The sequence below is a fragment of the Nocardia tenerifensis NBRC 101015 genome, from assembly GCF_000308715.1.
GTDB classification, from domain to species: domain Bacteria; phylum Actinomycetota; class Actinomycetes; order Mycobacteriales; family Mycobacteriaceae; genus Nocardia; species Nocardia tenerifensis.
The window spans coordinates 1-13230 of sequence record NZ_BAGH01000182.1; the positions used below are offsets into that span (position 1 = coordinate 1).

11 protein-coding genes are annotated in these 13230 nt (G+C 69.6%); 4 read left to right on the forward strand and 7 right to left on the reverse strand.

Going from position 1 to position 13230, the window contains the following annotated elements:
- From ON39_RS14785 to ON39_RS14795, 3 genes are all read right to left on the reverse strand, one after another.
- Positions 1-571, reverse strand: a 571-nt coding sequence (locus tag ON39_RS14785; protein WP_040734611.1) for an efflux permease Rv1217c-related protein, incomplete at its 3' end; no start/stop codon positions are given.
- The gene (locus ON39_RS14790; RefSeq protein ID WP_040734612.1) at positions 568-1500 is read right to left on the reverse strand and encodes an ABC transporter ATP-binding protein; all 933 of its coding nucleotides are present in this window, start codon (positions 1498-1500) and stop codon (positions 568-570) included. The genes ON39_RS14785 and ON39_RS14790, both read right to left, overlap by 4 nt.
- On the reverse strand, positions 1500-2153 hold the full coding sequence (locus tag ON39_RS14795) for a TetR/AcrR family transcriptional regulator (protein ID WP_040734614.1): 654 nt from the start codon (positions 2151-2153) through the stop codon (positions 1500-1502). The genes ON39_RS14790 and ON39_RS14795 overlap by 1 nt, the downstream gene beginning before the upstream one ends.
- A 106-nt stretch (positions 2154-2259) precedes the next feature.
- On the opposite strand from ON39_RS14795, the gene ON39_RS14800 reads away from it, so the two are divergent.
- Positions 2260-4191, forward strand: coding sequence for an acyl-CoA dehydrogenase family protein (locus tag ON39_RS14800; RefSeq protein ID WP_174412527.1), 1932 nt, complete (start codon positions 2260-2262; stop codon positions 4189-4191).
- 19 nt (positions 4192-4210) lie between these two features.
- Here ON39_RS14800 and ON39_RS14805 read toward each other — a convergent pair whose 3' ends face one another.
- From ON39_RS14805 to ON39_RS14815, 3 genes are all read right to left on the reverse strand, one after another.
- Positions 4211-5557, reverse strand: coding sequence for an MFS transporter (locus ON39_RS14805; RefSeq protein WP_040734616.1), 1347 nt, complete (start codon positions 5555-5557; stop codon positions 4211-4213).
- A gap of 148 nt (positions 5558-5705) precedes the next feature.
- A complete protein-coding gene (locus ON39_RS14810) occupies positions 5706-5969 on the reverse strand; it encodes a hypothetical protein (protein ID WP_040734617.1) in 264 nt (87 codons plus the stop codon).
- Positions 5970-6081: 112 nt separating this feature from the next.
- The gene (locus ON39_RS14815) at positions 6082-7572 is read right to left on the reverse strand and encodes an ABC transporter substrate-binding protein (RefSeq protein ID WP_246003119.1); all 1491 of its coding nucleotides are present in this window, start codon (positions 7570-7572) and stop codon (positions 6082-6084) included.
- 191 nt (positions 7573-7763) lie between these two features.
- Here ON39_RS14815 and ON39_RS14820 point away from each other — a divergent pair, with 191 nt between their 5' ends.
- Positions 7764-9137 carry an LVIVD repeat-containing protein gene (locus tag ON39_RS14820; RefSeq protein WP_246003118.1) on the forward strand — a complete coding sequence of 458 codons (1374 nt, stop codon included), beginning with the start codon at positions 7764-7766 and terminating at the stop codon, positions 9135-9137.
- Positions 9138-9162: 25 nt separating this feature from the next.
- On the opposite strand, the gene ON39_RS14825 is transcribed toward ON39_RS14820, so the two are convergent.
- Positions 9163-9816 carry a TetR/AcrR family transcriptional regulator gene (locus tag ON39_RS14825; RefSeq protein WP_040734619.1) on the reverse strand — a complete coding sequence of 218 codons (654 nt, stop codon included), beginning with the start codon at positions 9814-9816 and terminating at the stop codon, positions 9163-9165.
- Between the two features lie 89 nt (positions 9817-9905).
- Between ON39_RS14825 and ON39_RS14830 the strand changes: the two genes are divergently transcribed.
- Positions 9906-11570, forward strand: coding sequence for an FAD-dependent monooxygenase (locus ON39_RS14830; protein WP_083894450.1), 1665 nt, complete (start codon positions 9906-9908; stop codon positions 11568-11570).
- Between the two features lie 198 nt (positions 11571-11768).
- On the forward strand, positions 11769-13208 hold the full coding sequence (locus ON39_RS14835; RefSeq protein ID WP_040734621.1) for a threonine/serine exporter family protein: 1440 nt from the start codon (positions 11769-11771) through the stop codon (positions 13206-13208).
- Positions 13209-13230: the final 22 nt, after the last annotated feature.

Sequence of the window (13230 nt, forward strand, 5' to 3'; positions counted from 1 at the left end):
CCCCCGCCCAGGCCAGGCCGGAGCAGGCCAGCGCGGTGGAGAACGCCACCGAACCGGCGAGCGGCAGGTCGTTGCTGTACAGCATTGCCGTAGAGAGGATTCCGACGAGCACGCAGCCGATCGTCGTCAGCAGCAGCCCGGCGGTGAGCCCGGCATAGCGGCCGATGCTGGTGGCGCCGACGAGTTCGGCGCGGCCGGTCTCCTCCTCGACCCTGGTGTGCCGGATGACGGTGAGGATGGTCGCGATGGCGATCATCGCGAAGTACGGCCCCGCCTTCCACAGCGCCATGGAGCCTAGATCCGTGCTGAACACCGGTCCGTACATGGCGACGAGCGCGGGACTGTCCGTGATGGATTTCGCGTAGTTGGCGAGGTCTTCCGGTGTGCCGTAGAGCTTCTTGGTGCTCGCCACGTAGAACGCCGGGAGCATGCCGAAGGCGATCACCCACAGCGGCAACACGATTCGATCGCGGCGCAGATACAGGCGCAGCAGTTGGCCGGTGCCCGCGAAGTCCGCCGAGCCGCGCACGGCGGGGGCGGCGTAGCGCCGGTCCGCGGTGACGGTGGTCATGCGCGCACCTTCTCCCCATCGCGCGCCGCGCGCTCCGAGGTGTCGCCGTCGACGTGATAGTGCCGCATGAACAGCTCCTCCAGCGTCGGCGGCGCGCTGGTCAGGCTGCGCACGCCGGTGTCGCCGAGCACCCGGATCAGCTCGCCGAGGTGGCCGCCGTCCACCTGGCAGCGCAGCGTCTTGCCGTCCCACTCGATGTCGTCGACGCCCGCGATGCGGCCCAGATCGCCTGGGTCGCCGGTCAACTCGGCGGTGATCGAGGTGCGCGAGAGGTGCCGCATCTCCGACAGCGAGCCGCTCTCCACCGTGCGCCCGGCGCGAATGATGGTCACCCGGTCGCAGAGCACCTCGACCTCGGACAGGATGTGACTCGACAGCAGCACCGTGGTGCCGCGCTGCTTGGCCTCCTCGACGCATTCGCGAAAGACCTGTTCCATCAACGGATCCAGGCCGGAGGTCGGCTCGTCGAGCAGCAGCAGCCGGACGTCGGAGGCGAGCGCGGAGATCAGTGCGACCTTCTGTCGGTTGCCTTTCGAGTAGGTGCGGGCCTTCTTGCGCGAATCCAGATCGAACCGCTCGATCAGCTCCGCCCGGCGCTCGGTGTTGATGCCGCCGCGCATCCTGGCGAGCAGGTCGATCGTCTCGCCGCCGGACAGCGACGGCCACAGCGTGACATCGCCTGGGACATAGGCGAGTTCGTGGTGTAGCGCGACCGCGTCGGCCCACGGGTCGCGCCCGAACAGCTCGGCCCGGCCGGAGGTGGCGCGCAGGATGCCGAGCAGGACCCGGATGGTCGTCGACTTGCCCGCGCCGTTGGGGCCGAGGAAGCCGTGGATCTCCCCTTCTCGGACAGTCAGATCCAATCCGTCCAGCGCGGCCACGTGGCCGAACGTCTTGCGGAGATCGTCGATTCGAATTACCTCGGACATCAGTGCTCCTTGATGAAGGTGTCCAAAAGCGTTGGGTCGGTGAGCAAGCCCTGGGTGTAGAACTCCAGGGCGGGTGGGGTGAGCTCTTCGGTCAGCTCACGAGTGATCTTGCGGAAGTCGAGCTTCTCGCCGGGCTGCTGATTCATCTGCACCCACAGCAGAGTGGCGCCCACATTGAGGGTCATGAGGTATCTGGCGCGCGCCGCCGGGTCGCGACTCGGCTTGATCGCGCCCGCCTCCACGCCTTGCTCGATGTAGACCACGGCGTCCTCGACCATGTGGTCGAACAGCGACCGCGCCAGCGGACCACCCGCCTGCAGGCTGCGCACCATGTAGGCGACCAGCGGTCCGTACACCTCGATCTCGGCCAGGGCGGCCAGCATGCCCTTCGAGACGCTGCCCGCGGTGAGGGCCTTCACCTTCTCGTCGCGGACCAGCTGCAAAACCCGGTCGTCGCAGGCGGCGCGCAGCCCCTCCTTGGAGCCGAAGTGGTGATTCACCAGGCCCGGTGAGACGCCGGCCGCCTTGGCGATGGCGCGCACGCCGACCTGGAAACCCTGGTCGCCGAAGACCTCGATCGCGGCGTCGCGGATCCGGGCCGCCGTCGTCAGATCCGAGGCGGGTCCTTGCGGTACGGGCTGTTCGTTAAACACATGTTCAATATACTAAACATGTGTTCAATCCACCACAAGAGCCACGCCCCGAATGTCGTGTCAACAGTCACGGTTTGGTCGGCGTGGCGCGGGCTAATGTCGAGTTATGACAACCGGCATCGCAACCACGGCGGATCACCTGCGGGCGGCACTGGACGGCCCGTGGGGCGAGATCCGGGAGCAGGCCCGCCTCCAGCTCGCGGACGACAAGTTCGCCGGCGACCCGTACCTCGACTACAAGGCCGCCAGGGCACGGGTGCTCGAGCAGATGCGCCTCATCTCGACGATGGGCTACGCCGAGCGCGGTTTCCGCCGGGAGAACGGCGGGACCAGCGAGCCGGGCGCGGCGGTGACCGGGCTGGAGATGCTGGCGTACGCGGATCTCTCGCTGTGGGTGAAGGCCGGTGTGCAGTGGGGCCTGTTCGGCGGCGCGGTGGAGAACCTCGGCACCGAACGGCACCGTGAGTACATCAAGCGGCTCATCTCCCTCGACCTGCTCGGCTGTTTCGCGATGACCGAGTCCGGGCACGGCAGCGATGTCGCCAACCTCGAGACCACCGCGACCTACGACCCCGACACCCAGGAGTTCGTGATCCACTCGCCGACGCCGTCGGCGCGCAAGGATTACATCGGCGGCGCGGCCGAACACGCAAGAATGGCAGCGGTTTTCGCGCAGTTGGTCACCCAGGGCGAGAGCCGGGGCGTGCACTGCCTGCTGGTGCCGATCCGCGACGAGAACGGCGCGGACCTGCCCGGAGTCACCACCTTCGACGACGGCCTCAAGGGCGGACTGCCCGGCGTCGACAACGGCCGCATCGTGTTCGACCAGGTCCGCATCCCCCGGGAGAACCTGCTCAACCGCTACGCCGACGTCGAGCCCGACGGGACGTACACCTCCGAGATCGAGAACCCGAGCCGTCGCTTCTTCACCACGCTCGGCACCCTGGTGCGCGGACGGGTCAGCGTCGGCGGCGCGGCGGCCGCGGGCGCCAGGGTCGCGCTGAGCATCGCGATCCGATACGCGTTGAAGCGCAGGCAGTTCTCCGATCCGGACAGCGGACAGGAGACTGTGCTGCTCGACTACCGCAGCCACCAGCGACGCCTGCTGCCCCTCGTCGCGAAGTCCTACGCGCTGGCGTTCGCGCAGAACGACCTCGTGCGCCGGATGCACCTGGTGCAGACGGGGCAGGATCTCAACCCGAGTTCGCAACGGGCACTGGAGAAGCGGGCCGCGGGCCTGAAGGTCGCGCAGACCCGCCACGCCACCCGCGCCATCCAGGAGTGCCGCGAAGCCTGCGGCGGCGCAGGCTATTTGACCGAGAACCGGCTCGTCACGTTGAAGGCGGACACCGACGTGTTCACCACCTTCGAGGGCGACAACGTGGTGCTCACCCAGCTGGTCGCCAAGGAGCTGCTCACCGCCTACTCCGATGAGGTGCGCGATCTGGACGCGCTCGGCTGGGTGAAGTTCGCCGCGACCATGGTGGGCGACGAGGTGCGCAAGGTGACCGGCGTGCGGCAGCTGATCCAGCGGCTGCGCGACAGTTCGAGCGACTCCGTGGACGAGGGCGATATCGCCCGGCGCGCGGTGCAGTTGCAGCTGTTCGCCGACCGCGAGGAGTATCTGGTGCGCACCGCGGGTCACCGCCTGCGTGCCCGCGCGGAGGACACCACGCCGTTCGAGGCCTTCAACAACGCGCAGGACCACATTCTGGCCGCGGGCACCGCGCATATCGATCGTCTGATCCTGGAGGCCTTCATCGAAGGCATCGAGGACATTCAAGACCAGGAAGCCCGCGAGCTCGCCGAAACCGTTTGCGACCTCTACGTTTACACCACGCTGGAGGAGAACCGGGACTGGTACATCATGCACCGGTTCATGTCGGTCGAGCGGGCCAAGGCGGTCCGCCGCGGCGTCAACGAGCTCGTGGACCGGCTGCGGCCCGACGCGCTCACCCTCGTGGAGGGCATGGGCGTGCCGGAGTCCATGCTGCGGGCGGCCATGCTCGACGACGCGAGCGTGTTCGAGCGGGGATAGCCGCCGGGCCCGATCCGGGTCAGGGCGTAGCGGCCGATCGAGGCTCGCCCGCGGGCGAGCCGTCGGTCACCTCGCGCAGATCGCGGTCGCGCGTCTCCCCCGCCCACAGGAACGCGGCGGCGGTGCAGGCCAGCATCAGGCACAGCAGCAGCGTGATGGGGAGGGTGGACGGGTAGCGGTGCAGCAGCGCGACTCCGATGATCGGGGTGAGCGAGCCGCCGACGATGGTCGCGAGCTGGTAGCCCAAAGACGCTCCGGTGTACCGGATCTCGCTGGGGAAGAGTTCGGCGAAGAACGGCGCCTGCGCGCCGGTGAGCAGGCCGTGCAGGGTGAGCCCGATCGTGACGACCACGGTGATCCGAATCGGGCTGCCGCTGTTGACCATCGGTAGCCCGGCCAGCGCCCACAGGGCGATCAGCCCGGCGAGCAGAACGCTGGTGACCCGCCGACCGTAGCGGTCGCCCGCCGCGCCGCCGAGCACGATCGCGATCGCCTGAAAGACCGAGGCGATCGTGATCGCCGTCAGCGCGGTCGATTTCGGCACGTGCACCACCTGGGTGAGGTAGGCGAGCAGGAAGATGCTGAACGTGTAGTAGGTCGCCTTCTCGCCGACGTCGGCTAGCGCGGCCATCAGCACCTGCTTGCGGTGGCGGCTCAGCACGACGCGGACCGGCGCCGGTCCGTCGTGGATCGCGGTGCGCCGCTGGGCCGCCAGGAAAATCGGCGACTCCTCCACCGCGTGCCGGAGCCAGATGCCCACCGCGACAAGCACTATCGAGAGCAGGAACGGGATTCGCCAGCCCCAGTCCTGGAATTGGCTGTTGGTCACGCCGAGACCGAGCGCGGCGAGGACGCCGGTGGCCAGCAGGTTTCCCAGCGGTCCGCCGGTCTGCGGCCAGCTGCTCCAGAATCCGCGGTGCGCCGCGGACCCGTGCTCGGCGACCAGGAGGACCGCGCCGCCCCACTCCCCGCCGAGCGCCAGCCCCTGCACCAATCGCAGCAGTACCAACAGGATCGGGGCCGCGACCCCGATGGTGGCGTAGGCGGGAATGAGGCCGATCGCGACGGTCGCGCCGCCCATCAGCAGCAGGGTGAGCGACAGGGTGCGCCGCCGCCCGAGGCGATCGCCGAGATGCCCGAACAGCACCCCGCCGAGCGGGCGCGCGAGAAACCCGACGGCGTAGGTGACGAGAGCCAGCAGCACGCCGGTCAGCGGATCGCCCGCGGGGAAGAAAACCTTGTTGAACACCAACGCGGCGGCTAAGCCGTACAGGAAGAAGTCGTAGAACTCGATCGTCGTCCCGGCCACACTGGCGGCGACGATTCGCGCGAAACGCGCACCGGCGGGTGCTTCCGGATTCTCCATCGTCGTATCCCTCGCTCGTACCGCGTTGTCCGGTACGACTATCGCGCAAAGATCGACGGCGCTCGGCAGTTTCGGTGGTGGACGCCGGATACCGCGCATACCGCTGGGTCGGCATTACCCAGCGTCCCCCCTGCTGACTTCTCCCCCGTTACGACCGGTCAGGCGCCGGGCAGGGGTTTCCGTTGGCGTCGGTCGGCGGCGGCAGCGGGCGGCCGTCGGGTCCGGGCGGCGGCGGCAGCGGCTTGCCGTCCGAGCCGCGCGGCGGAATCGGGCAGCCGTTGTCGTCCAGCTGCACATTCCCCGGCACCTGCGGGCCGGAGACGGCGGTGACCGCCGACGCCGATCCGGCGGCGATCAGGCTCGAACCCATGATCGCGGCGAAGCCGAGAACAATGGCCGTGCGTAGTCTCATACGAAATCCTGTCTTGAATGCTGTTGTCTGTCATTGGCTTTAGACGCGCGAAATCGAACGGGGTTCCACGGAAGATCAAATGTGTTCCAGGTCACATAGTCGACAGCGGCGTTCATATCTCGATCGCGGCGAGGTCGAGGCCCCACAGCGGCACCGCCGGCACCGCGCGCAGCCGCGACGCCCACACCGCGTGGCCGTGGCCGGTCCACAGCGGCGCCGCCGGAAGATCGCGCAGGAGTTGGTTTTCCGCCAGCCGGTACAGCTGACCGCTCTCCGCCGAGAGACCGGCGGCGTCGGCCGAGGCCAGCAACTGGGCGAACCCCTCGTCGGCATACCCGACGGCCCGGGTGAGTTCGGTGAGCAGTTCATGGGGGCTGGCCGTGCGCAGGGATCGAGTCACCAGGAAGGGTCCGTCGCCGGGCCGGCCCGCCTCGTCCCCGCGCGGGCGGGCGGTCACCTCCACCGCGAGCGCCGGGCCGATCTGATCGGCGACCTCGTGTCCCCAATCTTCCTGTCCGGCATCGAAGTACACCGTGACCGGTCCGGTGAATCCGGCCTGCTCGAGCAACGATCGCGCCGCGGGCTGATCGTGGGTGCACGGTCGGCACGGGCCGGAGCGTTCGCCCGGTGCTATGCCGGGCGGCAGGATCGAGCGCGCCGGGTCGACCTGGCTCGCAAGGGGTCCCGAGGCCAGGGCGGCGCGGTCCACCGCCATGGCGAAGGCGTACCGTACCGCCGCGTCCTCGAAACGCTTGTCGGACAACGGGAATGCGAGGTAGCCGACCTCCGGTAGCGGCCACATGACGTGCCGCTCGGCGAAGTCGTGGTGCATGGCGTCGTGCCGCTCGCCGGGGACCTCGGCCGCGACGTCGAGCGTGCCCGCCCGCACCTGATCGTAGTGCGCGGCGGAATCGCCCACCCGCACCTCGATTTCGCGCGCCTTGCCTGCCGATTCGCCGACGCGCAGCAGACGGCCGCCCGAACCCGGCCGCCACGGCTCCGCCATGCGGAACGGGCCGTTGCCGATCGGATTGGCGGCGAAGGCTTTCCAGTCCTTCGCAGCCAGTGCCGAAGCCGGCAGGGGCAGCAGCGCCGGTGCGGCGAGCACGGCGGGCACCTGACCGAACGGCCGGTCGAGCTCGATCAGCACGGTGAGCTCGTCTCGCGCGCTGACGCGCACGGGGCGCAGCACCTCGGTGAGCACGGCGGAGCCCGCCCATCGCTCGGCCGGCACCGCCTGCCAGGTGTCGACATAGGACTTCGCGGTGACCGGCGTCCCGTCGTGGAACCGGCCGCCCGCGCGCAGCCGGATCTCCCAGTTCATCTGGTCGGTGCTGGACACCGACTCGGCGGCTCGCGGGGTGACCGTGCCGGTCGCCGCGTCGTAGTCGACCAGCGGCGTCCAGAGCGCGCGGGCGAGCATGCGGCCCGCCTGGTCGCGCACGTCCGCGGGCAACAGGGTCGCCGGTTCGCGGAGGCCGACGGTGAGCACGCCGGGCCTCGGCAGCGCCGACGATTCGGTGCAGCCGGCGACCCCGAGCAGGAGCAGCGCCCACGCGACGACCAGGAGCGTGCAGGTGCGTACGACGGACCGACCTCGCACGCGACACGGAACACCCGTCATGGCAGCATCATTCACGTTCTTCGCCGGGAAAACACGGCGGCGCCGGCCGTCTCGCGAGCTACCACGCGCAACTCGTTCCCCAGTTCGTCAGATCGCGATATGGGGACGGCGGATGCGCCCGCCACATTTACAGTGAGGGCATCTCGGCGACCAGGAATCCTGGTCACAACGTGATCGCGTCTCGCTGGGAGGTCGTTGTGCGCCGCCTGTTGCTCCGGTCGTCATTGCTGCTGGTCACCGTCGCCGCGACGCTCGCGGCCACCGCGCTGCCCGCCGCCGCCTGTGAGGAGCACGGCCCGCATGCCGCCGCCGCTCGCGGCACGGGCGGTCCCGGCGCGGAGAAGAATGTCAAGGCCGTCGGCAATGTGCCCGGCGCGCAGGGCGCCATCTCGCTCCGATTCCTCCAGTACGGCGCCCGGGATGTCATGGTCGTCTCCGGCGAGTTCGGTTTGCGGACTTACGATCTCACCGCCGACCCGGCCGCGCCGAAACTGATCGGCCAACTGAACATGCCGGGCATGTGGGAGACCGAGGACACCGAGCTCGACCCGGTTCGCAAGCGCGCCTTCCTCTCTCGCGACCCACGCGCGTTCGGCGGCAATGTCGGGACCGGCGAGTCCGGCATCTACGTGGTCGACCTGGCTACGCCGGAGAAGCCGACCGTGCTCAGCTATGTCAAGGTGCCCGCGGGACACACCACCAGCTGCATCAACGACTGCCAGTACCTGTGGACCGGCGGGCCGGCCAAGTCGAACACCATGCCGGCCGACTGGGGCGGCCGCCCGGTCTGGGTCACCGACGTGCGCGATCCGCGCAAGCCGAAGGTCTCCCCCAACCCGATCGAGTTGGCGCGCAACGACGGTAAGACCGACTACGTGCACGACGTCCAGGTCGACGAGATGGGCGTCGCGTGGGCCTCGGGCCGCGGCGGCGTGCGCGGTTACTGGACCGCGGGCATGCACAAGGATCCCTTGACCGGCAAGGTCCGGGCGGCGACGCCCTACGATCCCGTCCCCTACGCGGGCGGCGGGATCAAGGAGACCGCGGCGCCGTCGAAGTTCATGCACAACAGCTTCCGCCCCGTCGGCAACCGAGCCGGCGACGGCGGAGGCGCGGGCCACTGGGACAACGGGAATCTGATCTACGCCACCGAGGAGAGCTTCGTCGACGGCTGCGCGGGCGACGGCGTGCTGGTCATCGCGTCCCTGGAGGGATCCTACGGCGGCGAGGGGTGGCGCTCCACGCCGCAGAAACCGTTCCGGCTCAACACCGTCGGCACGTGGGGCGTCGCCGGGCAGGAGGGCACCGACCCGGCCTCCGCCGACTGCTCCGCCCACTACTTCGACGTGCAGGGCAAGATCCTCGCGCAGTCGTTCTACGCGCAGGGCACCAGGTTCCTCGACGTCGGCGACCCGACCAACCCCAAGCAGATCGCCTACTACCGCCCCGCCGACGCGGCCGCCTGGGCGCCCTACTGGCACCGCGGCCTCGCCTACGTCGCCGACAACAACCGGGGCATCGACATCCTCCAGCTCACCGTCTAATAGATACCGCCGCAAGAGGTTTCGGTCAGCCCGCGGAATCCCGCGCCGAATCGCCACCGCGCCCGAGCAACTCGACGAGGAGCGCGACCTGATCGGCGTAGTGGTCGATGAACTCCGGTGCGCGCGGGTCGGTTCGGCAGACGCCCTCGATGACGTGCGGCAGTGTCGTCGGGGCCATGGCGGCGGCCATGAGCATGACCACGAGGGTGGACGGGTCGAGTTCGGCGGGCAGGCGGCCCTCGGCCTGCAGGGCGCGCAGCTCCTCGACGCTGTGCTCGAGCATTTTCGCGCGCGGCACATGGTCGGGATCGCTTGCGGGACCGGTGTATTCGAGGCCGCCCCAGGCCATGAGCCGAACGCCGTCGGGGTTGTGCCGCGCCTCCAGCGCGTAGCGGCGTAGCTGTTCGGGCAGCGGCGTCTCGGGCGGGACGAGGTTGCGGCGGCGTTCCTCCCAGCGCTGCGACATGGCCTGGTGCAGGCCCTCTTTCCCGTCGAAGTAGTAGGAGATCAGCTGCTGGTTGACCCCGGCGCGGGCGGCGATCGCCGCGGTGCGCGCGCCCTGGAATCCATGCGCGGCGAACTCGGCCTCGGCCGCGTCCAGGATGAGCTGGCGGGTGCGTTCCGGATCGCGCTGACGCTCCTGCGGTTTGGGTGACCTGCGGGGTTTCGACGACGGCACGAGGTGATTCTACATCCGCATAGCAGTTTTAGCCGCAGCAACGAGTTAATCAACCAGACGATTGACAAAGTTGAATAGACAGTTGAATCATGGAGGGACCAGCCCGTCATCTCAGGAGAAGTTCGTCGTGCACACACACTCGGAAACCCAGGTCCTCATCCGGCGGCGGCATCGCCGGCCTGTCCACCGCGCTCTTTCTCGCCAGGGCGGGCATCCGCCCCACGCTGGTCGAGCGCCACCCCTCCACCGCGCGGCAACCGCAGGCCCGAGCCTTCAACCCGCGCTCGATGGAGCTCTACCGGGCGCTCGGCCTGGAGAAATCCATCCGCGACCACACCTCGATCCTGGCCGACTTCCCGGAGATGATCGGCGCGGACACGTTGGCGGGGCGGGAGCGCTTCCGGGTCGACGTGCTCAGCCAGGTCCGTCCGTCCGCCGACCTCAGCCCCACCGACTGGACGATGATCGATCAGGACGAGCTCGAGCGCGTCGTGCGCGCCGAGGCCGAAAAATACGGTGCGGTAATACGTTTCGGTACCGAGCTGATCTCCTTCGACGCCGGCGGAGATGGCGTCACCACAGTACTGCGCGATCTCACGAGCGGCGCCGAGCACACCGTTCACGCGAACTACCTGGTGGCCGCCGACGGCAATCGCGCGGGCATCCGCACCCGGCTCGGCATCGGCGCGACGGGCCCCGGCGTGCTGATCGAGGCCGCGAGCTTCGTCTTCGACGCCGACCTCGGCGCCGCGCTGCGCGACCGCCGTTTTTTGCTCGGCTACTTCGACGAGCCGACGAAGGGCACCGCCCTCGTGCCTGGCCGCGAGTTCGGCCGCTGGTCGCTCGGCATTCCGTTCGGCCCCGAATCCGGCGAGAGCGCCGCGGACTTCACCGAACAGCGCTGCGTCGAACTGGCCCGGCGCGCCATCGGCGATCCGGGACTCGAACTCACCCTCGTGCCGCTCATGGCCGGGTCGAACCAGAAGGTCGCCACGACGCGGATCGGCGCGTGGGTAGCCGACCGGTATCGGGAGGGGCGGATCTTCTTCGTCGGCGACGCGGCGCATGTCGTTCCGCCGACCGGCTCCTTCGGCGCGAACACCGGCATCGCCGATGCGAACAACCTGGCGTGGAAACTCGCCGCGGTACTCAAAGGCCAAGCGGGACAAGCGCTCCTGGACACCTACCACGACGAACGCCGCCCCGTCGCGCTGGTCACGCTCGACCAGGCGATGCAGCGGCTGCACGGCAGGCACACCGGCACCGGCGACGACGCGGCCACCATCGACGACCTCACCATGATCCTCGGCTATCGATACCGCTCCTCGGCCGTTCACACCGAGCCGGACACGCCGGACACCCCCGTCGAGGACCCCCGCCACCCCACCGGTCGCCCCGGATTGCGCGCACCGCACGTCTGGCTGCGCAGACCCGAGACGACGCTGTCCACCCTGGACCTGTTCGACGGCGGCTTCACCCTGCTGACCGGAGCGGCGGGCGCGGAGTGGGTCGGCGCGGCGGAAAAAGCTTCCGCCGCAGCGGGTCTCGACCTCAACGCCGTCGTCATCGGGACGGATCTCGATGACGTCGACGACCGCTTCCACACCGCATACGGCCTCACCCCCACCGGCGCGACCCTCGTCCGGCCCGACGGATTCGTCGCCTGGCGCGCCACCGAGTTGCCCGACCGACCGGAGCACGAACTGCTCGGCGCACTGGCCGGACTGCTCGCCCGCGAGAACATCGCGCTCTAAGAGAGACAGCCCCGCATTCGTGTCTCCACCCCGTCCCGACACGCGCTCGGCGGGCCGCTGTGCCAGCCCGGATGCGAAGGTCGCCGAAAGGTGACTACGTTCGCGTGCATGGCTTCAGACACGCTTCCGGGAGGCGGCAGCACCGAAACGCGGGTCGATCATCTCGGTCGACGGCGGCTGTTCCGGCGAGTGCGGCGGATGCCGGTGGTGAGCCAGGCGGTCGGCAAGCTGGTGGCCGACCGCCCGGCGACCGCGGACACGATCGTCGCGGCGCCCTCGCCGCTGCAGCCGATCGACCTCACCGACGACGCCCGCGTCGCCGAGGTGCTGGACCTCGCCGTGCGGGTCGGCGAGGTGGTGCTCGCCTCCGGCACCGGCGTGAACGACACCACCACGCAGGTCCAATTCATCGCGGCCACCTACGGGCTGGCCCGCTGCAATATCGACGTCACCTACGACGCCATCAGGATCTGGGCCGACCGGGGTCCGCTGTTGCCGCCGGCCAGCACCATGCGCATCGTGCGCTACCGGTCGCTCGACTTCACCCGGCTCGCCGCCGTCGACCGGCTCACCCGGCGCATCCGCAACGAGGTCGTCGCGCCCGAGGACGCGCGCGCCGCGCTCGACGCGATCACCTCCGCGCCGCACCCCTACCACCGCTGGACGGCCACCTTCGGCTGGTCGCTGCTGGCGGCCTCGATCGCCGCGCTGCTCGGCGGCGGCATCGTGGTGGCATTGGTCAGTTTCGGCACGACGCTGGCGATCGACCGGGTCAACCGCGTGCTCAACCGCTACGGTCTGCCGTTCTTCTTCCAGCACATGGTGGGCGGCGCGATCGCCGCCAGCCCGGCCGTCATCCTCGCCACCCTGGCCGAGCCGCTGGGCATCGAGGTGGATCCCGCGTTGATCATCGCGGCCGGAATCACCGTGCTGCTCAGTGGATTACAACTGGTCGGCGCGGTGCAGGACGGGATAACCGGCGCGCCGATCACCTCGACGGCGCGCATGCTCGAGGTGATGATGATGACCGGCGGCATCATCGCCGGCATCGCGCTCACGCTGCGGGTCGGCTGGATCTTCGGCGCCACGGTGCCGCCGATCCTGACGACGCCCGCGGGCGGCATCATCGACCTACCGGTGCAGATCGTGGCGGGCGCGGTGGCCGCGCTCGCCTTCGCCCTGGCCTGCTACGCGGAGAAGCGCGCGCTCACCGCCGCGGCGGGCAGCGGCGCCGCGGGGACGATCTGCTACCTGCTGGTGCAGGAGATCGGGTTCGGGCCGGTGCTCTCCTCGGGCGTCGCCGCGGCCGTGATCGGCATGGCCGGTGGTCTGATGGCGCGTCGCGCGTTGACGCCCCCGCTCGTGGTCGCCGTCGCGGGCATCACCCCGCTGCTGCCGGGTCTGAAGCTCTACCGCGGGCTCTACGGCGTGCTCACCGACGACCTGGTGCCCGGGGCGAATCAGCTGCTGCTCGCGTTCGGCGTCGGCTGCGCGCTGGCCGCGGGGGTCACGCTGGGTGAATGGTTCGACCGTACCGTTCGGCGTCCGCGCATCCTGCGGCGCTTCGGCTCGCTGCGCCGTCCGATCGTGCGGCGCATCCGGCCGAGGGGCCGCAGGCGCCCGCCGCCCATTCAGTGAGGCACGTGCGTGCGCCGAACGC

Excerpts from the sequence above, each read along its gene's own strand:
- ON39_RS14790 (WP_040734612.1), bottom strand. The coding sequence starts at position 1,500 with ATGTCCGAGGTAATTCGAATCGACGATCTCCGCAAGACGTTCGGCCAC.
- ON39_RS14800 (WP_174412527.1), top strand. The coding sequence starts at position 2,260 with ATGACAACCGGCATCGCAACCACGGCGGATCACCTGCGGGCGGCACTG.
- ON39_RS14805 (WP_040734616.1), bottom strand. The coding sequence starts at position 5,557 with ATGGAGAATCCGGAAGCACCCGCCGGTGCGCGTTTCGCGCGAATCGTC.
- ON39_RS14810 (WP_040734617.1), bottom strand. The coding sequence starts at position 5,969 with ATGAGACTACGCACGGCCATTGTTCTCGGCTTCGCCGCGATCATGGGT.
- ON39_RS14830 (WP_083894450.1), top strand. The coding sequence starts at position 9,906 with ATGGAGGGACCAGCCCGTCATCTCAGGAGAAGTTCGTCGTGCACACAC.
- ON39_RS14835 (WP_040734621.1), top strand. The coding sequence starts at position 11,769 with ATGCCGGTGGTGAGCCAGGCGGTCGGCAAGCTGGTGGCCGACCGCCCG.